Annotated in this window: 28 protein-coding genes; 2 read left to right on the plus strand and 26 right to left on the minus strand. The window is 44.0% G+C overall.

Features of this window, described 5'->3' with window-relative positions; translation table 11 throughout:
* The first annotated feature begins 21 nt into the window (after nucleotides 1-21).
* Nucleotides 22-2763 carry a transglycosylase domain-containing protein gene (locus ACY3LV_RS05370; RefSeq protein ID WP_464863496.1) on the plus strand — a complete coding sequence of 914 codons (2742 nt, stop codon included), beginning with the start codon at nucleotides 22-24 and terminating at the stop codon, nucleotides 2761-2763.
* 72 nt (nucleotides 2764-2835) lie between these two features.
* Here ACY3LV_RS05370 and ACY3LV_RS05375 read toward each other — a convergent pair whose 3' ends face one another.
* From ACY3LV_RS05375 to ACY3LV_RS05460, 18 genes are all read right to left on the minus strand, one after another.
* Entirely contained in the window at nucleotides 2836-3330 is a 495-nt protein-coding gene (locus tag ACY3LV_RS05375) for a YpoC family protein (protein ID WP_087990506.1), read from the minus strand.
* Nucleotides 3327-3986 carry an endonuclease III gene (gene nth, locus ACY3LV_RS05380; protein WP_268276150.1) on the minus strand — a complete coding sequence of 220 codons (660 nt, stop codon included), beginning with the start codon at nucleotides 3984-3986 and terminating at the stop codon, nucleotides 3327-3329. The genes ACY3LV_RS05375 and nth overlap by 4 nt, the downstream gene beginning before the upstream one ends.
* 18 nt (nucleotides 3987-4004) lie before the next feature.
* Nucleotides 4005-4703, minus strand: a complete 699-nt coding sequence (dnaD, locus tag ACY3LV_RS05385; RefSeq protein WP_333561927.1) for a DNA replication protein DnaD — start codon at nucleotides 4701-4703, stop codon at nucleotides 4005-4007.
* 94 nt (nucleotides 4704-4797) lie between these two features.
* Nucleotides 4798-6090 (minus strand): asparagine--tRNA ligase, encoded by a 1293-nt coding sequence (asnS, locus tag ACY3LV_RS05390; protein ID WP_148961503.1) that lies wholly within the window; start codon nucleotides 6088-6090, stop codon nucleotides 4798-4800.
* Between the two features lie 142 nt (nucleotides 6091-6232).
* Nucleotides 6233-7414 carry an aspartate transaminase AspB gene (gene aspB / locus ACY3LV_RS05395; RefSeq protein WP_333561926.1) on the minus strand — a complete coding sequence of 394 codons (1182 nt, stop codon included), beginning with the start codon at nucleotides 7412-7414 and terminating at the stop codon, nucleotides 6233-6235.
* 22 nt (nucleotides 7415-7436) lie between these two features.
* A complete protein-coding gene (gene tseB / locus ACY3LV_RS05400; protein ID WP_333561925.1) occupies nucleotides 7437-7922 on the minus strand; it encodes a cell wall elongation/penicillin-binding protein regulator TseB in 486 nt (161 codons plus the stop codon).
* Nucleotides 7923-7930: 8 nt separating this feature from the next.
* Nucleotides 7931-8101: a YpmA family protein gene (locus ACY3LV_RS05405; protein WP_003225588.1), complete on the minus strand. Its 171-nt coding sequence runs from the start codon at nucleotides 8099-8101 to the stop codon at nucleotides 7931-7933.
* A 142-nt stretch (nucleotides 8102-8243) separates the two neighbouring features.
* Nucleotides 8244-11039 carry an ATP-dependent DNA helicase DinG gene (gene dinG, locus ACY3LV_RS05410; protein WP_464863497.1) on the minus strand — a complete coding sequence of 932 codons (2796 nt, stop codon included), beginning with the start codon at nucleotides 11037-11039 and terminating at the stop codon, nucleotides 8244-8246.
* 125 nt (nucleotides 11040-11164) lie between these two features.
* A complete protein-coding gene (gene panD, locus ACY3LV_RS05415; protein ID WP_148961499.1) occupies nucleotides 11165-11548 on the minus strand; it encodes an aspartate 1-decarboxylase in 384 nt (127 codons plus the stop codon).
* Between the two features lies 1 nt (nucleotide 11549).
* The gene (gene panC, locus ACY3LV_RS05420) at nucleotides 11550-12410 is read right to left on the minus strand and encodes a pantoate--beta-alanine ligase (protein ID WP_333561923.1); all 861 of its coding nucleotides are present in this window, start codon (nucleotides 12408-12410) and stop codon (nucleotides 11550-11552) included.
* Between the two features lies 1 nt (nucleotide 12411).
* The gene (gene panB / locus ACY3LV_RS05425) at nucleotides 12412-13245 is read right to left on the minus strand and encodes a 3-methyl-2-oxobutanoate hydroxymethyltransferase (protein WP_333561922.1); all 834 of its coding nucleotides are present in this window, start codon (nucleotides 13243-13245) and stop codon (nucleotides 12412-12414) included.
* A 244-nt stretch (nucleotides 13246-13489) separates the two neighbouring features.
* Nucleotides 13490-14467: a biotin--[acetyl-CoA-carboxylase] ligase gene (locus tag ACY3LV_RS05430; RefSeq protein WP_333561921.1), complete on the minus strand. Its 978-nt coding sequence runs from the start codon at nucleotides 14465-14467 to the stop codon at nucleotides 13490-13492.
* On the minus strand, nucleotides 14452-15645 hold the full coding sequence (locus ACY3LV_RS05435; RefSeq protein WP_148961495.1) for a CCA tRNA nucleotidyltransferase: 1194 nt from the start codon (nucleotides 15643-15645) through the stop codon (nucleotides 14452-14454). Before ACY3LV_RS05435 ends, ACY3LV_RS05430 begins: the two co-directional genes overlap by 16 nt.
* Nucleotides 15646-15649: 4 nt before the next feature.
* Nucleotides 15650-16783, minus strand: a complete 1134-nt coding sequence (gene bshA / locus ACY3LV_RS05440) for an N-acetyl-alpha-D-glucosaminyl L-malate synthase BshA (protein ID WP_333561920.1) — start codon at nucleotides 16781-16783, stop codon at nucleotides 15650-15652.
* Nucleotides 16780-17490 (minus strand): bacillithiol biosynthesis deacetylase BshB1, encoded by a 711-nt coding sequence (bshB1, locus tag ACY3LV_RS05445; protein WP_087990518.1) that lies wholly within the window; start codon nucleotides 17488-17490, stop codon nucleotides 16780-16782. The genes bshA and bshB1 overlap by 4 nt, the downstream gene beginning before the upstream one ends.
* Nucleotides 17483-17896, minus strand: coding sequence for a methylglyoxal synthase (gene mgsA, locus ACY3LV_RS05450; protein ID WP_414956798.1), 414 nt, complete (start codon nucleotides 17894-17896; stop codon nucleotides 17483-17485). Before mgsA ends, bshB1 begins: the two co-directional genes overlap by 8 nt.
* A gap of 15 nt (nucleotides 17897-17911) precedes the next feature.
* Nucleotides 17912-18715 (minus strand): 4-hydroxy-tetrahydrodipicolinate reductase, encoded by an 804-nt coding sequence (gene dapB, locus ACY3LV_RS05455; protein ID WP_464863498.1) that lies wholly within the window; start codon nucleotides 18713-18715, stop codon nucleotides 17912-17914.
* A gap of 11 nt (nucleotides 18716-18726) precedes the next feature.
* The gene (locus ACY3LV_RS05460; RefSeq protein WP_010330530.1) at nucleotides 18727-19062 is read right to left on the minus strand and encodes a nucleotide pyrophosphohydrolase; all 336 of its coding nucleotides are present in this window, start codon (nucleotides 19060-19062) and stop codon (nucleotides 18727-18729) included.
* Nucleotides 19063-19201: 139 nt separating this feature from the next.
* Here ACY3LV_RS05460 and ACY3LV_RS05465 point away from each other — a divergent pair, with 139 nt between their 5' ends.
* Nucleotides 19202-20074 carry a YitT family protein gene (locus tag ACY3LV_RS05465; RefSeq protein ID WP_087990521.1) on the plus strand — a complete coding sequence of 291 codons (873 nt, stop codon included), beginning with the start codon at nucleotides 19202-19204 and terminating at the stop codon, nucleotides 20072-20074.
* Nucleotides 20075-20348: 274 nt separating this feature from the next.
* Here the strand turns inward: ACY3LV_RS05465 and ypjB are convergent, their stop codons facing one another.
* From ypjB to ACY3LV_RS05505, 8 genes are all read right to left on the minus strand, one after another.
* Nucleotides 20349-21143 carry a sporulation protein YpjB gene (gene ypjB / locus ACY3LV_RS05470; RefSeq protein ID WP_087990522.1) on the minus strand — a complete coding sequence of 265 codons (795 nt, stop codon included), beginning with the start codon at nucleotides 21141-21143 and terminating at the stop codon, nucleotides 20349-20351.
* Between the two features lie 68 nt (nucleotides 21144-21211).
* Entirely contained in the window at nucleotides 21212-21805 is a 594-nt protein-coding gene (gene lhaT, locus ACY3LV_RS05475; protein WP_176365269.1) for a lipoprotein heptaprenylglyceryl N-acetyltransferase LhaT, read from the minus strand.
* 112 nt (nucleotides 21806-21917) lie between these two features.
* A complete protein-coding gene (locus ACY3LV_RS05480; protein ID WP_464863499.1) occupies nucleotides 21918-22685 on the minus strand; it encodes a c-type cytochrome in 768 nt (255 codons plus the stop codon).
* Between the two features lie 34 nt (nucleotides 22686-22719).
* Nucleotides 22720-23394 carry a menaquinol-cytochrome c reductase cytochrome b subunit gene (gene qcrB / locus ACY3LV_RS05485; RefSeq protein WP_003225560.1) on the minus strand — a complete coding sequence of 225 codons (675 nt, stop codon included), beginning with the start codon at nucleotides 23392-23394 and terminating at the stop codon, nucleotides 22720-22722.
* A gap of 1 nt (nucleotide 23395) precedes the next feature.
* Nucleotides 23396-23899 (minus strand): ubiquinol-cytochrome c reductase iron-sulfur subunit, encoded by a 504-nt coding sequence (locus ACY3LV_RS05490; protein ID WP_003230627.1) that lies wholly within the window; start codon nucleotides 23897-23899, stop codon nucleotides 23396-23398.
* Nucleotides 23900-24041: 142 nt separating this feature from the next.
* A complete protein-coding gene (locus ACY3LV_RS05495) occupies nucleotides 24042-24488 on the minus strand; it encodes a YpiF family protein (protein ID WP_333561916.1) in 447 nt (148 codons plus the stop codon).
* Nucleotides 24489-24542: 54 nt separating this feature from the next.
* On the minus strand, nucleotides 24543-25082 hold the full coding sequence (locus ACY3LV_RS05500) for a ReoY family proteolytic degradation factor (RefSeq protein ID WP_087990525.1): 540 nt from the start codon (nucleotides 25080-25082) through the stop codon (nucleotides 24543-24545).
* A gap of 71 nt (nucleotides 25083-25153) precedes the next feature.
* Nucleotides 25154-26425 (minus strand): tetratricopeptide repeat protein, encoded by a 1272-nt coding sequence (locus ACY3LV_RS05505; RefSeq protein WP_464863500.1) that lies wholly within the window; start codon nucleotides 26423-26425, stop codon nucleotides 25154-25156.
* Between the last annotated feature and the right edge of the window lie 185 nt (nucleotides 26426-26610).

Genomic DNA, 26610 nt, shown 5'->3' on the forward strand with positions numbered 1-26610 from the left:
TTAACGAAAGGTTGAGATGTTATGTCAGATCAATTTAACAGCCGTGAAGCTCGACGAAAAGCGAACAGCAAATCGAGTCCTTCACCGAAAAAAGGCAAGAAACGAAAAAAAGGCGGATGGTTTAAAAAGACCCTTTTTACTTTACTCATTCTGTTTGTTTTAGGTGTAGTCGGCGGTGCCGTCACATTTGCTGTCATGGTTTCCGATGCGCCAAAACTTGACGAAAACAAATTAAAGACGCCTTATTCTTCGACAATATATGATAGAAATGGAGAAGAGATCGCTGAATACGGCTCCGAAAAGCGGACCTACGTCTCAATAGATGAAATTCCTGATACTGTAAAAGAAGCTTTTATTGCGACAGAGGACGCCCGTTTTTATGAACACCACGGGATTGACCCTGTCCGTATCGGAGGCGCCTTAGTCGCCAACTTTACAGACGGTTTCGGAGCTGAAGGCGGAAGTACGATCACCCAGCAGGTCGTCAAGAACTCCCTTCTTTCTCATCAGAAGACGCTGAAACGGAAGGTGCAGGAAGTGTGGCTTTCGATTCAGCTGGAGCGCAATTACTCTAAAGACGAAATTTTAGAAATGTATTTAAACCGGATTTATTTTTCTCCTAGAGCATATGGAATCGGAAAAGCGGCGGAGGAATTTTTCGGCGTCACAGATTTAAGTAAATTGACTGTCGAACAAGCGGCGACACTTGCGGGCATGCCGCAAAGCCCAACAGCGTACAATCCCGTTAAAAACCCTGATAAAGCGGAAAAAAGACGGAACATCGTACTCAGTCTGATGAAAAAGCAAGGATTTATTTCTGATTCTGAATATAATAAAACCAAAAATGTGGCGATGAAAGACGAAGGCGTTGTGTCACAAAAGGAATATGAAAAAAACAATTCAAACAAATACAGCGCGTTTGTTGAAGAAGTCATGAAAGAAATTGAAGAAAAATCTGATGTCAATCCAGGAACTGACGGATTAAAAATTTATACGACATTAGATACAAAAGCACAAGACAAACTAGATGAATTAATGGACGGAGACACCGTCGGATTTACTGAAGGCATGCAGGGCGGCGTTACCCTTCTCGATACAAAAAACGGAGAAGTCCGCGCGATTGGTGCTGGGCGCAATCAGCCTGTCGGAGGCTTTAACTATGCAACTCAAACTAAGGCACAGCCTGGTTCGACCATAAAGCCGGTTTTAGACTACGGTCCAGTTATTGAAAACAAAAAATGGTCTACGTATGAACAAATTGATGACTCAGCTTATACGTATTCTGATGGAACACCGATCCGTAACTTTGACCGCAAATATAAAGAACTAATGTCTATGCGCCAAGCATTGGCACAGTCTCGTAACATTCCTGCTTTAAAAGCCTTCCAGGCAGCTGGTAAAGATGCTGCAGTAGACTTTGCAAATGGTCTTGGACTGGGATTAACAAAGGATAATGTATCTGAGGCCTACTCAATTGGCGGTTTTGGTGGAGACGATGGTGTTTCTCCTCTAACTATGGCAGGCGCATACAGCGCGTTTGGAAATAACGGAACGTATAACGACCCGCATTTTGTGAAGTCCATTGAATTCAACGATGGCACAAAGCTTGACTTAACACCGAAAACAAAATCAGCAATGAGCGATTATACTGCGTTTATGATTACAGATATGCTGAAAACAGCTGTTAGGACAGGTACTGGGCAGCTCGCTCAAGTCCCTGGAGTAGAAGTAGCCGGAAAAACTGGGACTACAAACTTTGATGAAAGTGAAGTCCAAAAGTACAATATCGCAAGCGGCGGTGCCCGAGATTCTTGGTTCGTCGGTTACACACCGCAATATACAGCAGCCGTCTGGACGGGTATGGAAGAAAACGATGCTGGAAAGAAATCACTTTCTGCTGAAGAGCAAAAAATCGCAAAACGAATCTTCGCCCAGCTCATTGCCGATGTCGATGACGGAAGCGGATCGTTTGAGAAGCCTAACAGCGTAGTTGAAGCCACTGTAGAAAAAGGCTCTAACCCGGCAAAACTGGCAGGGCCGAATACGCCAAGCGATAAAAAACTCACGGAGTACTTTGTTAAAGGCACTGCACCTTCCACTGTTTCTAAAACGTATGAAAAAGAAGAAACAGATAAACCGACTGGCTTAAACGTGAAATATGATAAAGACAATCAATCTCTGACATTAAGCTGGAAATATGACGGTGATGCCACCTTTGAAGTGAAGCAGTCTGTCGATGGCGGCAGCTACTCTGAGATTCAGAACAGTTCTGCAAAAGAAGCCGTCATATCCGGTGTGCAGCCTGGATCTGTGTATAAATTCCAAGTAACAGCCATCAGCGACGATGTCCGCAGCGATACAGCCGCCACTTCGTATGAAGTGCCGAAGGCTGAGGATGAAGAAGATAAAGACGACGAAGAGAAAACCGATGATGAAAAGCAAGATGAAGATAAATCTCAGGATGATACACAGACTGATGATTCGCAAACAGATGACAGTCAGACAGATCAAGATCAGACAGATGATTCAACGAACGATCAAGACAAAAAACAAGACAACACGAACACCAATCCGTCCGACAACAGCAATCAAGACCAAACCAACGATAACAGCAACAATAACAACAGCAACAATCAGGGTACGTCGGATGGTGATTCGAACTCAGATACAAATGATTCATCAGGCTCTGATACAAATAAAAACAAAACAAACACATCTGACAAAACACAAACGAATTCATCATCAACTGAAAAAGCAAATTAAACAAAAAGCCGTCACTCTATTGGGTGATGGCTTTTTCTTCATCATAAAAAACCTCCCCTTTTAAGGGGAGGTTTAGCGATTCATCGCATGGTATTTATAAAAATGCTTTTTCATTTCAGCAAATAGCTCATCAAGCTGAATAAAGCAATGGTATTGAGTCGGCTTTAGAAGAATAAATTCTACTCGTTCAGGCCAATTGATTGGCTTCACGGGAAATGATTTTTCCGTCAGTTCTGGCCAATCGAGCGATTTTACCCGCTCACCCGCTGTCCAGTGGAACGAGGCCAGCAAACATACAATGCCCTTCAGCATGTCATTTTGGTCACATCTCGATTTTCGTGTTTGAAAGACTGGGAGAAGTGATTCTTTAATGTCTTCCCACACTTCAAATAAAAGCGGAACGTACTTGCCGCTGTCTTCCCATGGCAAAACACCTTGAGATTCCAAACAGAGGTCAACATACACAGGGTTGATTCGCAAGGCTTCTGATATATCCAGGGAGTTCATCTGGCCAAGACTGCTTAAGTACTGCTCATAGGAAGCCAACACGTCTTTCGCTTGCGTCATCGTTTCACCAGTCCTTTTTTATCTCTCTTCTGCCCTTCTCTGCACAAAGACAGCAGCGGACATTCCGCACAGCGCGGAGACTGGGCCTTACAGTGATATCTGCCGAAGAAAATAAGCCGGTGATGGGTAACAGACCAGTCTTCTTTTGGAACCTTGCGCATCAGCGTCTTTTCCACTTCCAGCACCGAGTCTTTCCACCGACAGATTCCCAAACGTTTGCTGACTCTCTCCACATGGGTGTCTACAGCAATGGCCGGCACGCCAAAGGCAACAGATACTACGACGTTGGCGGTCTTTCTTCCGACACCAGGCAGTTTGACAAGCTCATCGCGGTCTCTCGGCACTTCTCCGCCGTAATCTTCAATAATCATTTTACTCAATTTTTGAATGTTTTTTGCCTTATTACGATACAAACCGATTGATTTAATATCCTGCTGAAGTTCTTCCAGCGAAACAGCCAGATAGTCTTCCGGCTGTTTATATTTTTGAAATAATGTTTTGGTCACCCTGTTTACAAGTGCATCTGTACATTGCGCAGATAAAGCGACTGCCACCACTAATTCAAAAGGATTGGAATGAACCAGTTCACACTCTGCGTGGGGAAACATGTCGCCTATCTTGTCCAAACAGAATTCAATTTGTTTTAGATTTAACACGATTGTCACCTTTTCACTTTATTGTTCAAGCCAATTGTAAAAAGGAACTTGCCTTTTATACTCTTTTTGTGGTTCAGTCTGCTTGGTTTGTACCCGCCGGAATTTCTGGCTGTGGATTTTTGCCTGCTCCACAGTTTTCAGCCCGTTTTTCTTCCACTCAAACAAAATCCGGTCAATGTAGCGGAAACTGAGTTTCCCTGACAGTACCGCCTCTTTTAAGGCGTGTTTGATCAGCTGTGCGTCATGCTGATCTTGATCCTGCCAAATGGCCAGTGTTTCACACTCCAAAGGTGATAACGGCCTTGCGAACTCTTCCTCAAAAATGGTATAAAGGCTTTTTTGTTCCCCTTCTGCTTTTCTTTCCTGCGTTTGATTCTGTGCAAGCTGTATATACTCGTACAGCTTGCCCCATAAAGGCTGAAGAGAATATTTCTCAAATTTGATACCGTTTTGGTCTTCACATTCTTCAATAAACAGAAAACCTTTTTGAATAAACATCCTCAATCTGTTTGTGCATTCTTCAACAGAAATTGACATCCCTTCTTGCAGCTGATTCGGTGTAGGAAAATAAGATCCTTTTTCTAAATGCATTTTAATTTTTAAGAGCAGAATAAGTTCTGTTTCGTTAAGCCCGAGCTGTTTATAATGCGTAAGCAGAAGATTAGGGATTGTTGACGTTCCCTGTTCATGCATATCAATAAATTGCTGTTTTTTCATCGTCACACCTCTTACTGTAAAGGATCATGTTTTCCCCTTTACTGTAAAAAGTCTCCCTTGCAGGAGACTCTTTTTCTTGTTTCATTTGAATGTATTATGGATATAGACGGTTTAACAGTCTTGGGAACGGAATGGTTTCACGAACGTGAGGCGCTCCGCTGATCCAAGCTACTGTCCGCTCTAATCCAAGGCCGAAGCCTGAATGAGGAACTGATCCATATTTTCTAAGTTCAGCATACCATTTATATGCGTCAGAATCCAGTCCATGTTCTTTAAGACGCGCTTCCAAAAGCTCCATATCGTGAATCCGTTCAGATCCGCCGATGATTTCTCCATATCCTTCCGGCGCAATCAGGTCAGCGCAGAGCACGACATCCTCGCGGTCAGAAGCCGGCTGCATATAGAATGGTTTTAAGGACGTCGGGTAGCGAGTGATGAAAACCGGTTTGTCATAGTGTTCCGCAATCGCTGTTTCATGAGGCGCCCCGAAGTCGTCTCCCCACTCGATATCGTCAAAGCCTTTTTCTTTTAGAAAATCAAGCGCTTCATCATACGTGATTCTTGGGAACGGAGCTTTGATTTGCTCAAGTTTTGATGTGTCTCTTCCTAATGTGTTTAATTCAATTTTGCAATTCTTAAGCACGGATTGCACAATGAAAGAAACGTAATTTTCCTGCACTTGAAGGTTTTCTTCAAATTGTACAAACGCCATTTCCGGTTCGATCATCCAGAATTCGATCAAGTGGCGTTTTGTTTTAGATTTTTCCGCTCTGAATGTCGGCCCGAAGGAAAATACTTTTCCTAAAGCCATTGCCGCAGCTTCCATGTAGAGCTGGCCACTTTGAGACAGGTAAGCATCTTCCTCAAAGTACTTTGTCGCAAAGAGCTCTGTTGTTCCTTCAGGCGCGCTTCCAGTCAGAATGGGCGGATCCACTTTTACGAAGCCTTCGTTATTAAAAAATTCATAAGTCGCGCGAATGATTTCATTACGAATTTTCATGGTGGCATGCTGGCGTTTTGAACGAAGCCATAAATGTCTGTGATCCATCAAGAATTCTGTGCCGTGTTCTTTTGGCGTAATTGGATAATCAGTCGCTTCGTGAATGACTTCAATACCTGTCACAGCTAGCTCATAACCGAGCGGAGAACGCTCGTCCTCTTTGACAATCCCTTTTATATAGAGTGACGTTTCCTGCGTCACTGATTTAGCTGTTTGGAAAATGCTTTCTTCCACTTCCGCTTTGACTACGACACCTTGAATAAAGCCGGTACCGTCCCGCAGCTGCAAAAACGCGATTTTCCCGCTTGAACGCTTATTAGCGACCCAAGCTCCGATCGTTACTTCCTCACCTACGTGTTTGTACACTTGGTTGATTGTTGTTTTCAACATATTTCCCTCCAAAACAAGAAAGACATTCGGAAGCCCATTGCCCCGCGAACTCTTTTATCATCACTTTATTATACCCGCTCTTAACCAGCCGGGTCAATGCAGATAAAAAGCGGCTTTTCTGTCAGCCGCTTTTGATCTGTTAGCTATGTTTTTCTACAAAACGTTTGATTCTCTCAACCGCTTTTTCAAGAAGTTCTAAAGATGTTGCGTAAGAAAGGCGTACATTATCAGGAGAACCAAACCCGGAGCCAGGAACAATCGCAACTTTTTCCTCCTCAAGAAGCGCTTTAACAAATTCGTCTACATCTTTGAAACCGCAATTTTGAGCTGCTTCTTTTGCATTCGGGAACAAGTAAAAAGCACCTTCCGGCTTCACACAGCTAAACCCGGGGATCTCTAAAAGCTTTGCATAGATCGTGTTTAATCTATGTTCAAACGCTTCTCTCATTTCTTCCAGCGGCTCAGAAGGCCCGTTATAAGCAGCAATCGCTCCGTACTGTGCGATTGATGTCGGGTTTGACGTGCTGTGGCTTGCAAGGTTAGTCATTGCTTTAATAATGTCTTCAGCCCCCGCCGCATAACCGATTCTCCAGCCCGTCATGCTGTGTGACTTCGACACGCCGTTAATAATAACCGTTTGCTCTTTCAGACTGTTAGACAGCTGTGCAATGGAAACGTGTTTCTTTCCGCTGTATGTAAGTTTTTCATAAATTTCGTCAGACACAATCAGGATGTCATGTTCAAGGCACACTTCACCGAGCGCCGCCAGTTCGTCTTCCGTATACATAACGCCAGTCGGGTTGCTTGGAGAATTGATGACGATCGCTTTTGTTTTTTCCGTGATCGCATATTTCAGCTGTTCAGGAGAAATTTTGAAATGATTTTCCTCAAGCCCTTCTACATAAACAGGCTTTCCGCCAGCGAGTTTCACCTGCTCCGGATAGCTCACCCAGTAAGGTGTTGGAATAATGACTTCATCTCCTTCATCCAAAATCACTTGGAAAAGGGTGTACAGAGCATGTTTGGCACCTGTGCAGACAATCATTTGAGACGGTTTGTATTCAATATTCTGGTCACGTTTAAATTTCTCTGCAATGCTGTTTTTGAGTTCAGCCAGACCACCTGAAGGCGTGTACTTCGTATGGCCTTCGTTCATAGAACGTACAGCGGCATCAATGATGTGCTGCGGTGTATTAAAGTCAGGTTCGCCTGCCCCTAGGCCGATAACATCATGGCCTGCCGCTTTCAGTTCTTTCGCTTTTGCTGTGATTGCCAGTGTGGTAGACGGTGTTAATGCGGATACTCTTTTTGCCAGTTTCAACTTGAACTCCCCCTAATTCGTCTTAAGGCGTCATATTTTTGAGAATCTTTCCAGTTGTAAAGTCCACATAACTTAAACTGTATTGACCTTCTTTGTCTAAGTACGTTACTTCCCAAAGCAGGACATTTCCCTCTCTTGCCAGATGAACCTCTTTTTGCTTTGAAACCAGCCCTTCATCATGTATGATTTTCGCCGCTTTGTCTTCGGAGATTCCCTCTTTTGCTTCTTTTGAGAGAATTTTTGCTTTTTTATCGGCAGGAACCCAGACATATAATTTGCTTCCTTTTTTGTCCGTTCCCTTTACAACATAATATTTTTCTTTTCCGACAAATGTTTCGACTTGATCAACGTTGGCGAGATCGGTTTCTTTTTTAGCTTCAGCAGCTGCTGCTTCGTGCCCCTCTTCCTTTTGTGCCATGGCTGATTTATAAATGCTTGCCGAGACAAGAAGTACTGCTAAAAAAATAATACCAAAAATGGCGGTAAATATTAATGCTTTTTTTCTCATCTTCTCACCTACGTACGATAAATGGTAAAAACGGCTTGGTTTTTGTTTTCTTCATCCAGCGCAAGGCCGAACATCAGATTATCTCTTTTCAGTGTCCGATTCAGTGTGTCTACAATTTTATAAAGGTCATCAGAATGCTCTACATTAATTGTTGAAAGAATCTCGATTTTGCTTTCCATTTTTCCATCCTCCAGTTTGAACAAATATTGTTAGTCATACTCCATTTCAGGACACGCCATACTAGTATCACAGAGCGGCAAAACCGCTTTTAAATAAAACACCATCCTACTCCCACACCGCAAAAGCCGCTTTATGCGGCTTTTATTCATTTTCCCCTGCAACGTAAGCCTCAAGCTCGCTGTCAGTCATTTCGGATACGTAAGTTGTCGGCAGGGCATCAAGAAACAGCCGGCCATAACCTGCCGTTTTAATCCGTCTGTCCAATATGACAATCGTCCCTTTGTCTCCCGCTGTCCGCAGCAAGCGGCCGATTCCTTGCCTGAAGGTCAGCACAGCTTCCGGAAGTGATACTGTTTGAAACGGATTCCGCCCTTGTTTTCGGGCAAGCTCACATTTCGCAGCATGAAGCGGATGATCAGGGGACCGGAATGGAAGCCTTGCGATCATTACCGTTGTCAGCTCATCACCAGGAAAATCAACGCCTTCCCAAAAGTGATTTGTACCAAGCAAGATCGCCTGATTGGATGTTTTAAAAGTTTTCATCAGTTTGCCTGGACTTCCGCCTGAAATTCCTTGCGCCAAGAGCTGAATGCCGGAAGTACTCATCGCTTGCTTCAGCTCCTGATGAACCTTTTTCAGCATATCATGAGACGTAAACAGCACAAGGATTTTGGGCTGTTTTTCCTTTGCCATCAGTTCAATATAACGGGCCGTATCCTGTATAAATTCAGTTTGCCCTGTATCTTGGATTGATTTCATTTCTTTTGGAATCATCACCCGCATGCGCTCATCGTAAGAAAAAGGCGACTCAATTCTCATTGTTCGCGGGAAAAAGTCATCCAGTCCCAGACGTTCAATCATAAATTGAAATGAATCTTCGACAGTAAGGGTTGCAGATGTCAGCACCACACTGTTTTTGCGCGCGAAAAACTGATCAGCGAGGAGTTCACCAGGTTCAAGCGGCTGTGCGTAAATGGCTACTGCGTTTTTTGCTCCCTTTGCGTCTATTTCAACCCAAACCGCTTCATCATCATCAGACTCAAAGAACAGCTTCTGCAACGTTAGACAGTAAAGCTGCAATCCTTTCATAATTCTTTGATATTCATCGGCTAAAAAAGCGGTTTTGCTCTTCATACTCGTCAGATGTTTTTCCATCAGAGCCGACTGTGCCTCAAAAAGCTGCTGCAAATGTGTCAGCATGGAACAAAGCCTCTCTGCTCCATCCGTTAAAATAGGCCAGCTTTTATCTTGGCTTTCTTTGTTCACCTTATAGACTAGACGGTTTAAGTCTTCTTTAGGTTTTCTTCGTTTGACAAAAGAATGCACAGAGCTGAAGAAAGCATCACTTTCTGCTTGGATGTGCTGAATCCACTCTTCCAATTCGAAAAAAGAATCAACGGGCAGACTGTTTCGCTGAAATAGCTGTCTCATCTTTTTTAGAAGCCCCTGTTCCTTCAGAGTGCCGATTCTGTTCAATTTAGAATGCAATTCTATATACGTGGCTCTTTTTCCTAAATGTTCGCTCGCCGCACGTTCAAAATGATGGGCTTCATCGATAATAAATGTGCCGCTTTCAGGGAGTCTTTTTTTCTGGCTGCCTTCATCGGTCAGCAAAAGGGAATGGTTGGTAATCACCAAATCGGAACGCATGGCAATCTCCTTGGCACGCTCATAAAAGCCGGTCACACTTTCATGGCGGCTTCTTTTATAGGAGCCATCGTCATAAGCCAATCTGTCCCACAGCAATTTTCCGCCTGAAGGCAGATTCAGTTCAGCTACATCTCCTGTGTTTGTCTCAGTCAGCCAAACGAGGAGCTGTGCCTTTGTCAATACGGCATCATAATTATCATCTTCTTCATGAAGCACCTGCTCGAATTTATACAGGCATAAATAATGCGATTGTCCTTTTAAAATCGCCGCTGTTACCGGAAATGGAAACAGATCTTGGACAATCGGCAAATCCTTTGTCAAAATCTGCTGCTGTAAAAGCGTTGAATACGTGCTGATAATGACCGGTTTTTTTGATTTCTTGGCAAAAAGCGCAGCCGGAATGAGGTAGCCAATCGTTTTTCCGATTCCCGGAGGAGCTTCAATCAGCGCGTGCTCACGATTGGCAAACGCTTCAGCCACCTCTTTCATCATCATCATTTGGCCATCTCTTTTTTCATAACCGGGCATTAACGCAGACAGCGCTTTTTCATTGCCCGCTTCCCAATTTTCCATCTCAAATGAGAAGTTCCCGTCTTCATTGACACGTTCATCGATCGATTCAGGTTCTCTGACAGAAAAGGAAGAAAAGCGCGCATAGCCGGGTATTTCGGTATGTTTGTTTTCATAAATGAACATATCCAACAAATGCGTCAGATCACTGATAAAATGCTGCGAAAGTCTTCTTAACTGTTTTAATGTCGGATCAGGAAGCTGCCGCAGCTTTTCAAGGATTTCCAAAAAAATAAGCCCTGTCACTTCAGCGTCGCTGTCAGCCCGGTGCGGCTGATCATGCCGTAGTTGAAGCTCCTCGCTTAATTCGGTCAGCTTATACCCTTCAAACCCCGGAAAAACAATACGGGAGAGTTCGACAGTATCCAGCACTTCACAATCTGGGAGCTGAAAGCCCGCCTTATGTAACTCATACTTGACAAATCCAAGGTCGAAATGGATATTGTGGGCGACAAAATAAGCGCCGTCAAGCAAATGAAACACTTCCTCAGCGACAGCCTCAAACGGCTGTTCATGCTCTACCATTTGATTGGAGATTCCTGTAAGCTGCTCAATGAAAGCAGGAATGGATTTATTTGGATTAATGTATTTTGAAAACCGCTCAGTAATTTGTCCATTTTCAATTACAACCGCTGCGATTTGTATGATTTTATCGCCTTTCTTCGGCGAATTCCCTGTTGTTTCTACATCTATAACAACGAACCGTTGCTTATTCATTAAAATGGACACCTCAATTCTTGCATACGACAAAAGTGTAACACGTTTTGTACGGAAATGGAGCGGCAAAACCGTTTTACTCTCAAAATCTTAAAAGAAAACCCCCGATAAAGGGGGCTTTTCTTCTACAACATTGTACGGGCTGGTTCGTTCCCCAGCATTTGTTCAATTTTGTTTTGATCATTCAGAACAGCCACTTTTGGCTCGTGGCTTGCCGCTTCTTGATCAGACATCATTTTGTAGGAAATGATAATAACCTTATCTCCTACCTGCACAAGGCGTGCGGCTGCACCGTTTAAGCAGATGACGCCGCTTCCGCGTTCACCAGGAATAATATACGTTTCCAGACGCGCTCCATTATTATTATTCACAATTTGCACTTTTTCATTAGGAAGCATTCCCACTGCATCAATAAGATCTTCATCAATTGTAATGCTTCCCACATAGTTCAGGTTTGCTTCCGTAACGGTTGCCCTGTGAAGCTTGCCGCTCATCATCGTACGATACATATTATATTCTCTCCATTTCTCGAATATCAATAATGATATTATCTATTAAACGCGCTTTTGAAAAAGCAACTGCAACAGCTAGAATGACCTTTCCTTCCATTTTGTCCGCAGGCTCGAGTTTCGGATAGGAATAAAGCTCCACATAGTCAATGGTGCCGCTTGTCGTTTCAATGATTTCTTTCGCAGCTTTTATCACCGCTTCAGGGTCTCTTTCGCCGGCTCTGATCAGCTCCGCACTTGTTTGAAGGGCCCGATACAGCTTAGGCGCTTCTTTTCTTTCCTCAGCAGTTAAGTATACATTGCGGGAACTTTTGGCTAAGCCGTCTTCCTCTCTGACTGTATCGACAGCAACCAGTTCAATATCCATGAAGAAATCGCTGATTAAGCCATCAACAACCGCCACCTGCTGTGCATCCTTTAAACCGAAATAGGCGCGGGTCGGCTGCACAAGATTGAACAGCTTCGTCAGTACAATTGCAACACCGTCAAAATGTCCTTCTCTTGAGCGTCCGCATAAAACATCCGTTCGTCTTTCGACGTGAATCGTGACATTCTTCTCGCCAGGATACATATCATGGGCACTAGGCGTAAAAAGAATATCGACTCCTGCGTTATCTGCAAGGCCCGCATCCCGCTCAATATCGCGCGGATATGCCTCAAAATCTTCATTAGGACCGAATTGCGCAGGATTCACAAAAATACTCATAACGACGGCGTCATTTTCTTGTCTTGCTTTGTCTGCCAAGGTTAAATGCCCCTCATGCAGAAAGCCCATCGTCGGAACAAATCCGATTGACTTCCCCTCTGACTGGTATTGTCTTATGGCTTCTTTCAGCTGTGAAATATCTGTTATCTGTCTCATCTTATTTTCCTCCGTACAAGCCGTCCAGCACTGTCTGATTCATTTGAAAGGAATGTTTTTGTTCAGGGAAAGCACGATGTCTTACATCCTTGACATATCCGCTGATTGCTGTTTCGATTGTTTCGTCAATTCGCGTATATTGCTTTACAAATTTAGGTGTTCTCTCTACACCGTGGCCGATAATATCATGATAAACGAGAACTTGTCCGTCCGCTTTCACACCGGCACCGATTCCGATGACCGGTATGCTTAGCATCCCGGCAATTTTGGCTGTGAGTTCTGCAGGCACACATTCCAGCACAAGCATCATAGCTCCTGCTTCTTCGCATTTTATACTGTCTTCTATTAATTTTTTGGCGCTTTGTTCGTCTTTGCCCTGTACTTTATATCCACCCAATACACCGACTGACTGCGGTGTCAGGCCTAAGTGACTGACTACCGGAATGCCCCCAAGCGTCAATGCGCGAATGGATTCAAACACGCCTTCTCCGCCTTCAAGCTTCAGTGCGTCAGCTCCGCTTTCCTGAACGATAGAAGCTGCATTTTTCAGCGTATCCTCCTTGGACAGGTGATAAGACATAAACGGCATATCCGTTACGATAAATGTATTTGGCGCGCCCCTTTTAACGGCTTTTGTATGATGGATCATGTCCGCAACTGTCACGCCGACAGTTGAATCAAGTCCGAGGACGACCATTCCGAGTGAATCACCGACTAAAATCATGTCAACTCCCGCTTGTTCAGCAAGCTTAGCTGCCGGATAATCATAAGCGGTCAGCATCACAATCGGTTCTTCAGTCTGCTTCATTTTTAGAAAATCGAGTTTTGTTTTCATGTTTTCTCCTCCTCATGTTTAGAGGAGATGAGCTGCCGTTTTCTTATACAAGCCAAAAAACCTTCCGTTACACGAGAAGGATTCTTCACTTTCTAAAGTTCGGCGAGTTTCATCCCTCTGTCCCAGTCCTTTTTTGGATCAAGGCAGACTGCTGCAATGTCAATCTATTTTTATAATAGGTGCAGTTCGCAGGCGATACTGCCCAATGGAAGTATACCAAAATCAACGGGCTTGTACCAACACATTAACCTAATTCTATATCGGCAGAATAGATTTTTTTAATGTCTTCCTTCGTTTCTAAAAGAAGAACACCTTCATCATCTATACCTAACGCCTTCCCGTAAAATGTTCCATTTAATGTTCTGGCCCTCATATTAGTGCCGATTCCCAGCGCGTAGCTTTCCCATAAAAGCTTAATCGGCGTAAAACCGTGCGTCATATAATCCCGGTATCGTTTTTCAAAGGAAAGCAAGATATGCTGGATGACACCGGCCCGGTCAATTTTTTCTCCGGCGGCTTGGCTGAGGCTTGTCGCAATGTCCTTCAGGTCATCTGGAAAATCATCCGACTGCTGATTGACGTTAATGCCGATCCCGATGATGACCGAACGTACCCGGTCTTCCTCGGCCTGCATTTCTGTTAAGACGCCGACTGTTTTTTTTCCGTTAATCAAAATATCGTTAGGCCATTTTATATCCGTTTGGATGCCTGCTGCCTCTTCTATTCCCTGCACAACAGCTACTGCAGCAAGTAATGTGAGCTGCGGTGTTTTTTGGAGCGGAATGTCAGGCCGTAAAATCAGGCTCATCCAAATACCGTTTCCCTCTTGGGAATGCCACACCCTTGACATTCGCCCTCTGCCGGCTGTTTGTTTGTCAGCCACCACGAGAGTGCCCTCTGCTGCGTTATTATTTGCAAGCTCATGCGCCGTTTTTTGCGTGCTTGATAGAACGTCATGATAAATAAGGTGCTGGCCCATCACTTCCGTTTTCAGTCCGAAGCGAATTTCACTTTCACTGAGTTTCCCGGGCTTTTTGATGAGACGATATCCTTTTCTCCTAACAGCTTCTACTTCATAGCCCTCTTTCCGAAGCTCTTCAATATGCTTCCACACAGCAGTTCTGGAACAGCCGAGGGTGTCACTGATTTTTTGGCCGGAAATAAATTCATTTCCAGCCTGAGAAAATAATTCAATAAGATCTTTTCTTAATGTTGACCGCATGTCTTCAGCCACTCCTCTATGTGCTTCTTTTGATTGGAGAGCTTTCCCGTCAAAACAGCCTGCTCAATCCGCTGTAATTCTTCCGACACCCATTGTCCGGCAGGCCGGTTTCGCAGCGCAAGCAAATCCTTACCCGTGATATCAAGATCCTTAAGGCTTTTAATCGGCAGGCTTTGATAAGCGTTTTGGATGTCCTTCAATTTTTCTTCATCTAGTTTTTCGTTTTGCCGAAGCTGTGATATTTTGGCCGCTGAAAGAAGTGCTTTTTCCCCAGCCTTGTACATTGAGATAGCGTCAAGGCTCTGGCCAAACGTATAGGCAATGTGAATGGCTTCCTTCATTACTTTTCCCGGAAGCTTCCATGCTTTCAGGAAAAGCGGCGCATCTTTCAAATCTATTTCAAGATCAATTAAAAGCGCAGCCCAAAGCTCCTCACGGGATGTTAAAGAGTAAAACGAAAACTCACTCGCCACAAGCAGGTTCTCTCGTTTATGATAAAAACCAGGCAGTTCTTCGTACAACCCCGTTTGAATGAGTGTTTGAAGCGCCTGGCGGGACGCTCTTCCCTTTAGCAGTTTCTCGAACTCTATTGTTTTTCGTTCAACTGAAACATGGGATAAGAGTGTTTTTTCCTTCGTGATCGCTTCTTCTGTTTCTAGTGAAAGCGTAAAGCCAAGCTGGCTCATAAAACGTACGGCTCTCAGCATGCGAAGCGCATCCTCTTGAAATCTGTCCTTGGGCCTTCCGACGGTTCGAATCAGCTTCTGATCAATATCTTTCTTGCCGCCAAAATAATCAAGCACTTGACCTTCCGCTGTCATGGCCATCGCGTTAATCGTCAAATCCCTGCGTTTCAAATCCTCTTCTAATGATGTGATAAAGTTCACTTCTGAAGGTCTTCTATAATCCTCATACTCTGATTCAGTCCGGAATGTCGTGACTTCATAGGTTTCATCTTCCCAGAGCACAATAATGGTCCCGTGCTCTTTTCCTACATCAACCGTCCGCTGAAACAGCCGTTCTACTTGATCCGGTGCCGCATCAGTCGCAATATCGACATCTCCGATCGTTCGTTTCATATAGCTGTCTCGAACTGCGCCTCCCACAAAATAAGCCTGGTGGCCCGCTTCAATTAAGGTGCGGAGCACGGGGAGCGCTTTGATAAAAACTTGTTCCATATGATCACTCCGGTTCTGCTAAATCGGCATAAATCTGTTCATACTGGCTGACAATTTTTTGTGAAGAAAATTCATTTTTTAGCATTTCCATTGCCGCCTTTGTAAAACCCTTGCTTAGCTGTTCATCTTCTAAAATACGCATCGCGCAGGCTGTTGCGGCTGCAACGTCGCCGACATCCACCAAAAATCCGCTCACACTGTTTTTAATAACCTCCGGGATACCGCCAGTGTTTGTTCCGATACAAGGCACTCCGCAAGCCATCGCTTCAAGCAGGACAAGTCCGAAGCTTTCTTTTTCGGACAGCAGCAGTTTCAGATCGCTAATAGAATAAAGCTCCTCAACACGGTCTTGATTTCCAAGCATTAAGACTTGGTTTTCCAATCCATATTTTCTGACAAGCTCACAGGCCGTCGACTTCTCCGGGCCGTCCCCGACTAAAAGCAGCTTGGCTTTCGTTTTGCCGGCGATATTCCGGAACACGCGGATGACATCCTGCACGCGTTTGACCTTTCTGAAGTTGGACACATGGATGACGACTTTTTCGTCTGGTAAAATACCATGTTTCTCTTTAATCGCCGCATTGTTTTTCTTCAGATACACGCGCTCATCTATAAAGTTATAAATCGTTTCGATTTTTTTCTCCGGTTTAATTAAATCGTACGTTTCAGCTGCAAGCGCTGAGGAGACAGCGGTCACCCTGTCTGATGCCTCAATGGCAAAACGGATAAGATCTTTTAGAGACGGGTCATAGCCTAGCACCGTAATATCCGTGCCGTGCAAAGTTGTCACAATTCCGATATTCCGTTTCAGCATCTGCTTTGCTAGATAGGCGCAAACCGCATGCGGGAGAGCGTAGTGAGCATGTATAATGTCTAAATTCTCCCGTTCCGCCACCTCAGCAATTTTGCTTGCCAATGCCAAATCATACGGCGGATACTTAAAAACAGCATATTGATTAACCTCAACCTCATGAAAATGAATATTGGGGTGATATGTATTCAGTCTAAACGGGATGCTTGATGTGATAAAATGGATTTCATGTCCTTTTTCAGCAAGCTGCTTCCCCAGTTCTGTCGCAATGATACCTGAGCCTCCGATGCTCGGATAACATGTGATCCCTATTTTTAGTTTTTTCATTGTTCGCCCCCAAGCACATCATGATCGAGCAACAGCATCCGTTTGGAAAAGAAACCCTCGGCATACTCCACACCCGCTTCTTTACCGTAAAGCTTTTCTCTCGCTTCAACGATCTCAATATAGCCATTCGTCAGAGGAGTTGAAACTGAATCCTTTGACGGTATAAACTGGCTTTTGTAGGCATTAAGGCTTTGTTTCTTGGCCTCTATTGTATTCGATATATCAATGACAAAATCAGGCTGATGAAAACCATTTATCATATAGTAGTAAACCTTGCTTATTTTATGCGCGGGAAGGCTCTTTTCATCTTTATATTTATGGATTCCTGCGGAAAAGATTGCTTCTTCCACCAGTGCAGCAGCATTGCCGTGATCCGGATGGCGATCCTTTTTATATGGCATAAAGACTGCTTTTGGCCGACAGGTTCTGATCACACTGACAATCGCCCGAATGGCCTGATCACTCATCATCAGGCCGCGGTCTGGAAGCGTCAGCTGCATTCTTTTTTCTGCGCCTAATATACGGGCTGCTTCAGCTGCTTCTTCTTTACGTAAACTGACCGTTCCGTTTGAAGAGAGTTCCGCTTCGGTCAAATCGCATATCATTACTTTTTTTCCTTGTTTGACAAACTTTGCGATTGTGCCGCCCATTCCGATCTCGACATCATCACTGTGGGCGCCAAAAGCAAGAACGTCAGCATTATACATTCGGCTCTTCTCCCCTAAGAAGATTGCGGAATTCGAAAACACCTTCATCAAGGGTGCGGACAAGAATCTCTGCGGTACCCATATTTGTGGCGAGCGGAATGGAATACACGTCACATAACCGGATTAATGCCGAGACATCCGGTTCATGCGGCTGCGCGGTCAGCGGGTCGCGCAAAAAAATGACAAGATCGAGTACATTGGCTGCGATCAGTGCGCCGATTTGCTGGTCTCCCCCTAAAGGGCCGGATTGAAAACGTTCAATTTGAAGACCTGTCGCCTCTTGAATTTTCAACCCCGTTGTTCCGGTTGCGTATAGGTCGTGATGCCTCAAAATATTCCGATAGGCAGTCGTGAATTGAATCATATCCTGTTTTTTCTTGTCATGCGCGATCAAAGCAATTTTCATCATTTATCCCCCTGTCTAATCAATGATATTTTCTAATCCATACACAAGCTGGTCAATCTTCATGACTTGTTCGACTGACAGTTTAACACCTGACATGAAAGAAGCGCGGTTATAGGAATCGTGGCGGATCTGAAGCGTTTGGCCATCCATGCCGAACATGACTTCCTGATGTGCGATCAGCCCCGGAAGACGCACGCTGTGCAAGCGGATACCGTTTTGCTCCGCTCCTCTTGCTCCTGGGAGAATTTCTTTTTCATCGGGATGTCCTTGTTGTTTTTCTTTACGGACTTCTGAAATCATTTCCGCTGTTTTAAGTGCAGTTCCGCTCGGTGCGTCAAGCTTCTGGTCATGGTGAAGCTCAATAATTTCTACATCCTCAAAGTAGTTGGCAGCCATTTTCGAAAATTTCATCATCAGCACCGCACCAAGTGCAAAGTTTGGAGCGATGATGGCTCCGATTCTCTTCTCTTCTGTTAGAGACGTGAGCTCTTTTAAATCATCTTCTGAGAAACCGGTCGTTCCGACAACAGGACGAACTCCGTACTCTAATGCAATTTTTGTATGTATTTTCCCAATTTCAGGCGTTGTTAAATCAATTAAGACATCCGGCTGTGTCTCTGTAAAGCAGGCATGGATATCTGTGTAAATCAGAGCCTCTGACTCAACAGACATCACATCAGATAATTTTTGCCGGTCGTATGTATGGTCTATGGCCCCAACAAGGTCAAACTGAGGTGTTCGTTCCGCCAATTTAACAGCTTCCTGCCCCATTCTTCCACGCGGCCCTGCAATGACTACTTTAATTGTTTCGTTTGACATCATGATCTCCTCTACTTTCCTTCTTCTATTCTAGTCCAGCGATCTTTATCTCTCGTATTAAATTTATGCATCACTCGGTCGTGGGCTTCCTCTAATGAAATATCAAGTGAGTTGGCTAAACAAACCAACACAAACAGCACGTCGCCCATTTCCTCTTCCATGCTTTTATCATCTTCAGTCGCTTTTTTTGGTTTTTCTCCATAACGATGATTGACTTCTCTGGCAAGCTCGCCCAGTTCTTCGGTCAGCCTCGCCATCATGGCAAGCGGGCTGAAATATCCTTCTTTAAATTGGCCAATGTAACGGTCTACCTCAGCCTGTATGTCTTTCATTGTTTTCTCACTCACTGCACGAAACCTCCTATCATCCTCTTACATGTTAGCTAATTCAGATACGTTTGACAAATGTTTAAGCACGTTTGCTGTTTTCTTTTTCATCCACTATAATATAAACGCTATCCAATGGAAGGAAAAGGGGTTTTGTGTGATGCTTGGAGAAATTAGATTAAAAAACATATTTTTCATTTTAATCGGAGCGGCAATTTTTTCATTCGGCTTGGTTCATTTCAATATGCAGAACAATCTGGCTGAGGGCGGTTTTACAGGTATTACACTTTTGCTATATGCCCTTTTCCATATCAGCCCCTCTATCTCGAACCTGGTTTTGAACATCCCGATCTTTTTTATCGGCTGGCGTTTACTTGGCAGGACTATGTTTGTTTATACCCTTGTCGGCACTGTCGCCTTGTCTTTGTTCCTCAGCATCTTTCAGCGATATGAAATACATATGCCTCTTCAGCATGATTTAGCGCTCGCTGCTTTATTTGCCGGCGTGTTTATCGGAGCCGGATTAGGAATTATATTTAAGTTCGGCGGAACGACAGGCGGGGTTGATATTATCGCCCGTTTGGTCAATAAGTATTTTGGGATTCCGATGGGCAGAACGATGTTTGCTTTCGATGCCTGCGTCATCATTTTGTCTTTGCTTACTTATCTCTCCTATAAAGAAGCGATGTATACCCTGGTGGCTGTATTTGTAGCTGCAAAACTCATTGATTTTATTCAGGAAGGCGGATACACTGCTAAAGGCGCTACGATCATCTCATCGAAAAACGACCGGATTCAGAAAAAGATTCTTGAAGAAATGGAACGAGGCGTCACCATTTTGAAAGGACAGGGTTCCTATACAAAAGAGGATATAGATGTCCTTTATTGTGTGGTGCCGAAAAACGAATTGGTAATGCTGAAAAGTGTGATTAACTCCGTTGATCCTCATGCCTTTGTGGCGGTAAGCGATGTCCACGATGTGCTCGGAGAAGGATTTACGCTTGATGAAAATAAAAATCCGCTTCCCCGCTGACATTTAATTATAAAAAGGCGGCTGCCGCCGCCTCAGATTGTTGACAAAATCCTAAAACGACTTTCGTTTTAGGATTTTGTCATCTTTTCAGCGTGATTGAAAACCTTTGAAGTCTAGGAAGGACGAGCATTGGAGCAGGCTTCCGCAGGATGCGGTGACAGCGGCGTCTGAGCAGGACGCTCTAGCTTTTAGCCGCTGATCTTTTTTTACGCGAGCACCAACGCGCAGGACTGACAACGAATGCGAGGGTTTGCCGACACGCCGCCCCTCATGCTTATTTAGGGTAGTCCCGTTTTTTCAGCTTGTTTTTTTCCGCTTTGTATTTTCTGTAGCCGACATAGGTGAGAGCAGTAATAATGATACTGCCGGTTGTGATCATCACCCAGAGCAAAGACGGATCAGCATCATCCTCTTCCACCCTGTCAAATACGTTTTTCAGATCATGCTGAAGAAGGGATAGCCGTTCAAGCTTCGTGCTCTCGGTCATTTGCTGAAATTCCTCTTGCTCAATGACTTCTATATGTTTTCCGACTGTTTCAAGCTGATCCTCTGATACATCGATTGTAAGACTGGGATAAATCAAATCATATAAACTGATAAATTCATTCCATTTTTCATGAAAGCTCGTGCTTTCATTCTTTTGAACATCCTGCTTCAGTTCAGCAAAGGCTTCCATAATCGGTTTTTCCAGTGAGCCCCAAAGCGGAACGGATCGATTCTCAACCGCATCCACCAGCATTCTGAATTGCGCGGCTGCTCTGAGTTTTTGTATATCTGATGTATCAGTCTGCTTTAAGCTCCGTACCATATCGTTATAGCCCAGTGTGATTTGACGGATTTGGGCTCCGGTTAGCATGAGGTCTTGCTGTTTTTTTTCAGCGGATTTTAATGTTTTTTCAAAATAATCCAAGACTTGCAGCGCCTCTTCATATTTCGACTGGCGGGTCATTTGAAAGACTGTATCGGATAAATCATTCAATTCTTCGAGGCTTCCCCGCTCTGCAGCCTTGGCATTTCCATTATAAAAAATAAGAGCAATCAACAAACAGATCGTCAGCTTTCGTTTCATGCAGGTCCCTCCCACTCTCTCTCCTTACAGAATATGAAGAAAGGGACAAGGATAGACCAAGATTGTCTTTACATCAGGTCAAGCTTTGTTTGCTTTTTTGAAACCACTAAAAAGTAAGCCAGCCCGATTGAAAAGATGCTGAGCCAAAATGTTCCGTACCCTATATCTGTCATATAATCAGAAAGCATAGAGTATTGAGGCATCATGTCAAACAAGTAATCAATGACATCGTTATGCAGCGTCCAGACTGCAGCAATTGCAAGATGCCAAAAAGAAAAACGAAAATACGGACTGTACAATACGCCTTGGACCGCCATTGCAAAATGCGAGGCAATCAGCATATAGCCCTCCCACGGCAAGTCACCTGTTACAGCCAGCACAAGAAAATTCATAGCGACCGCCCATAGACCGTACTTTACGAGGGTGACTAGCGCAAGCGCCTCAAAGAGCGGAGCGTTCCGTTTCATGATAAAGGCGAGCAGCACAAACAGAAAGAAAAATGTTGCTGTCGGACTGTCCGGAACAAAAATCAGGAAACGGGCCGGTGTCTCCAGAAGCTGCGGCAAGTACCAATAGTACCCGTAAACCGTTCCCAGAAAATTAATGGCTAAGACAAGAATCAGCATCGGGCGCTGTCCTAATACATATTGAAACCATTTCACATCATATCAACTCTCAGTCTGTAAAAAATAAGGTGTCCATATAAAAAAGCTGACGCCGGGTCAGCTTTTGATATTCAAAGTATATCCTTCCATTACACCATTCACAATATGTTTATTTTGCGGTTGTTTTCGAAATAAATTTCGCAAGTTCTTCGAGCTGCTTATCATTCCCTTTAAACACACCCGCCGGCATTTGGCCTTTCCCTTCGACAGCGATTTTTTTGATTTCTTCCGGTTTCAGTCCAGTGTCCACTAATGAAGGCCCGGCCGCTCCCCCTTGAAGGTTATCCCCATGGCAAGAAATACAGCCCTGCTCCTTAAAAATCTTATATCCTTCCGCATTGGTGTCAATGTCGGCTTCTTTTGTGATTTTTCCCTGTTCTTCTGCCTTGGCCCAGTCGTGAGTCGCAACTGACTGCCACGTCAAAAATACAGCAGCGGAAATGGCCAGAAGCATCATACCGACAGCAACAGGACGCTTCCAAGGCCTTCTTTCAGTTCCTCTGTCAAGAAATGGTGCCAAAAGCAGGGCGCCAAAAGCGAGCCCCGGCATAATCATGGCGCCGACTACTGTAAAGCTCCCGGCGGCGTATTCATACTTCAACAGCTGGTATAAGAAAAGAAAATACCAATCCGGCAACGGAATATAACCAGTATCAGTCGGGTCCGCCATCCGCTCCAAAGGCGGCTGATGCACAATCGTCAAAACAAGAAAACCGATCAGAAAGACAGCGCCAACCATCCATTCCTTCAACAAGAAATTCGGCCAGAAAGCCTCTGTTTTCCCGGGATACTCCGAATAATCCTTCGGTATATTCGGCTTTTTTTCAGCCGGTATCCTTGAGTCGCCTACAAATTTCATCCCTTTGCCCCGGTGCATGTCATCCCCTCCCTTTTATTCGCAGATCAAGAGTTTAAAGCGGTCCTGAAATCCCCTGCTTTCGGATCATAATAAAATGTGCAGCCATCAGCCCGAACAATGCGGCAGGAAGAAAGAATACATGGATCGCAAAAAACCTAGTCAGCGTTTGGGCGCCTACAATATCCGGGTGCCCCGCAAGGAGTGTTTTGACTTGCGTCCCGATCAAAGGCGTGGCTTCAGCGATCTGCAGCCCGACTTTTGTTGCGAACAGAGCCTTCATGTCCCAAGGCAGCAAGTAACCTGTAAAGCCAAGCCCGAGCATGACAAAAAAGATCAGCACACCGACAATCCAGTTCAGCTCGCGCGGCTTTTTATACGCCCCTTGGAAAAAGACCCTCAGCGTATGTAAAAACATCATCACAATGACCAGGCTCGCACCCCAGTGGTGCATCCCCCTGACAATCTGGCCGAATGCCACTTCATTTTGCAAATAATATACCGATTCCCAGGCATTTTTAATATCAGGCACATAGTACATCGTTAAAAACATTCCAGATAACACTTGGATAACGGTTACAAAAAACGTCAGTCCCCCAAAGCAATACACAAACGCAGAGAAATGATGGGCGGGATTTACATGTTCCGGTACTTCGTGATCGGCAATATCCCTCCACATCGGTGTAATATCAAGCCGCTCATCTACCCAGTCATAAATTTTGTTCAGCATGTCACCCTTCCCCCTTAGGCTTTGCTTTTCCAAGATACAGGAAGCCGTCTTTTACTTCTTGCTCATAATGATCAAGAGGCGCTAGCGGCGGCGTGCCCGGGACATTGGTGCCGTCCTTTTCATAGAGTCCGTAATGGCATGGACAAAAGAATTTATTCGGATTTTTAGGATCACTATTCCAGTTCACCGTACATCCTAAATGTTTGCAAATTGGCGAAAGCGCTACAATTTCATCCCCGTTTTTGAAGACCCAAGCTGATCTTGACTCTTCTGACTCATACCAGGCATCGACTTGATTAATTTTGAAATCAAAGCGCTGCGGTTCTTTTGTCAGCTCATCTACGCTGACAACCTGAACCATGTCCTGCTTTCCTGTCGATTTTAATACCGGGTCGAGTGCAAAGCGAACCATAGGCATGAGCATACTAGCCGCCATAAAACCCCCTACGCCTGTAAGCGTATAATTTAAAAATTGACGTCTGGATATATCATGTTTTCCGCCCATCTTTTCTCCCCCCTCTAGGTCACCCCTGCAAACTGACTAAAATAGAAAATATTGCAATAACACTAGACACCCTCATAATATATGAATCTCTCAACAAGGTCAATATAGCCAAATTATTGTTCATCAGGAAATGTAAGTGTTTTTATGAAGCGCTCCACAACTGTAACAAAACGTTCAAAATTTCAGCAGTGCGTTCATCTAATATTTTTCTTTTTAAAGAGTCATTCAAATGCTCTAACGGAACAGACGGTGTCACAATGATTTCGCCTAATGCATGCTCGTTTTTCCAATTTTCTTCAGATGTGAGCAGCACAACATGCGGAAATTCTGATATGAGCTCTTCCCGCAAATCTTGTAGTCCATGAATGGTTTTTTCATTTCTATCAACATATGTATAAGGGGGCAGTAAATATACCCGTCCCTTTAGCTGCCTTTCCAGTTCTTCTGACAGAAGCTGTGTGAATTCGCCTTTCTCGGCCGCCATTTTGAAATGGCCCCCTACTTTAATGTTAATTAGTGGAATGACAGCGGTATCAATGTAATCTTTTGCTTGTAAATAGTCCTTGGCATCAGTGATTCTCCACCTCATCGTTCTCCCCCTTTACGACAACAAGCCTTGCAATACGCTGCAAGGCTGGTCTTATTATGTGAGCTGATTCAATTGGCGCGATAATTGTTCAAATGCGTCTTTATCATGACGATCTAGCGCGTCGTCAATATCTTTTAATAATTTTTCTTTTTGGAATGTAGAAATAGCGTGCTCCAAAATTTGTTCAGCCAACCCCTGATCTTTTTTGTTCTCAAACAGATCCTTTGGAATATGCGGATTGGACTCCAGCACCGCCGCATACTCAGGTGAGCTGTAAGCTGAACGGAAATTAAGCTGGATAAACAAATCCTGCTGTTTATTTAATCTAATATCATGAAAAGATTTTTCCGCGTCGGTTGTCATGACATTCTCTTTATAGAACCGAAACGGAACTTCTTCAACACAATGTGTTGACATGATGATGCCTCTCGGACAAAATTCTGCCTGCTCTACAAAATGAACCTTTTCCATGAGAGAATCATGGCTCATTAAGTAGTTCAAGATCCAAACGCACTCTCGGCGCTTTAACTGATAATGGTTTAAAAACCAACGGATAAAATCCTTTTTCTCATTGACAGAAACAGGGGTCTGCATGTAATTCCCTCCTCTATCGTTCGTATAATCTATATACTTATATGTTCCACATGAATGGTGATCATTCCTGCTTATCTAGAAAATTCATCTTCGATTCGCAAAATCGTTTCTTCCAGCTCTTCATTGGTTCCGTCAATTTCAAGAACCTTTTTCAAAAGCGGCAGCGCTTCTTTTTGAAGGCCTTCTTCTAACAGGAAGCTTCCGTATTCATATAAGAAATCTCTGTCATCCCGGTAGTGAAGAAAGGCAGCCTCAAAGGATTGTTTTGCTTTCTCGTAATGCTCCAATTCGGTATATGCGCTTGCAAGATACCAGTTGTATTTCGGATCTTCTTCTCCGTAGCCGCGCACCTCTTGAATAAGATCAATGATCAGTTCATAATCCTCTTCTTTATGATATACGGCAAGCAGTGTATGAAGTGCTTCGACGAAGCCCGGATCAAGCGCAAGCGCCTCCTGGAGCAGCTTTTTCCCATCTTCTGACTTCCCGATTTTCAAGGCCATTTTTGCAGCATAGAAGAAAAGTTCTTTGTTATATTCATCATAACTGATACCCTCTTTTGCCGTTTGTAATGCCTCTTCATACATTCCTTCAGCTTCATAGCTTTTCGAAAGCGGCATATAAAGTGAAGAATAAGACGGATCAAGCCCCTTTAAATCAGACAGCTGCTTAATCGCTGTTTTAACAAACCCCGCCTGTAAGGCTGTAAACCCATAGCCGAAAATCGTATTAGGATCAGGATTCTCATCAGCAGCTTTCTCGTACCACGGAATGGCACCCTCAAATTCACCTGAGGCACTTAACGATTCTGCCAGTCTTTGATGAACATTAACGCCACCGATCTCACTCTGCTCCTCAGCCGTTGTTTTAAAATATTGAACCGCTTTTGCATAGGCTCCCTGAGTAAAGTAAAGTTCACCCAGTGCGAAATCAATAATGGGTTCATTGGCCAAAATGGACTTTGCTTGTAAAAGCTTTTGTTCACTGACTTCGAATAACCCCTGCATCTGATAAAGATCCGCCATAAGCAGCAAACTTTCCGGATATGATGGATCTGTTTCCGGAATGGTTTCCAGCACAGCGAGGGCTTTTTCTTCTTCGTCAATATCTATTAAAAGTTCAGCATAAAAATTCGTCAGTTCTGTTTCATTCGGATATAAATCATGTAAGTCACTGATCAGTGAAATCGCTTTTTCTACATTGCCCCACTCGTAATACAGCTGGGCTGCGATGGCTTTATCTTCATCATGGAGCTGTTTTTCGGCTTTTGACAGAGTATTGAGGCCTTTTTCTGTTTCACCTGCTTCAACTAATTTTATGGCTTCTTGAATCAATGTATTCAAATCGGACCGGTCCTTTCTTTTCCTATACAACATCAACCATACAAAAAACTTTATTTGTTGAGGTTAATCTTATCATAATTCAGACGATTGCCCCCGGCAAATAAGATGCTTGCTGTACGGCAGGGAATTATTGAGTCTTTTTAGTTTACCAAAAGATCTTGAGATAGAAAATGAAAAAGGAAGAT

Source organism: Bacillus sp. 11C, assembly GCF_055486375.1.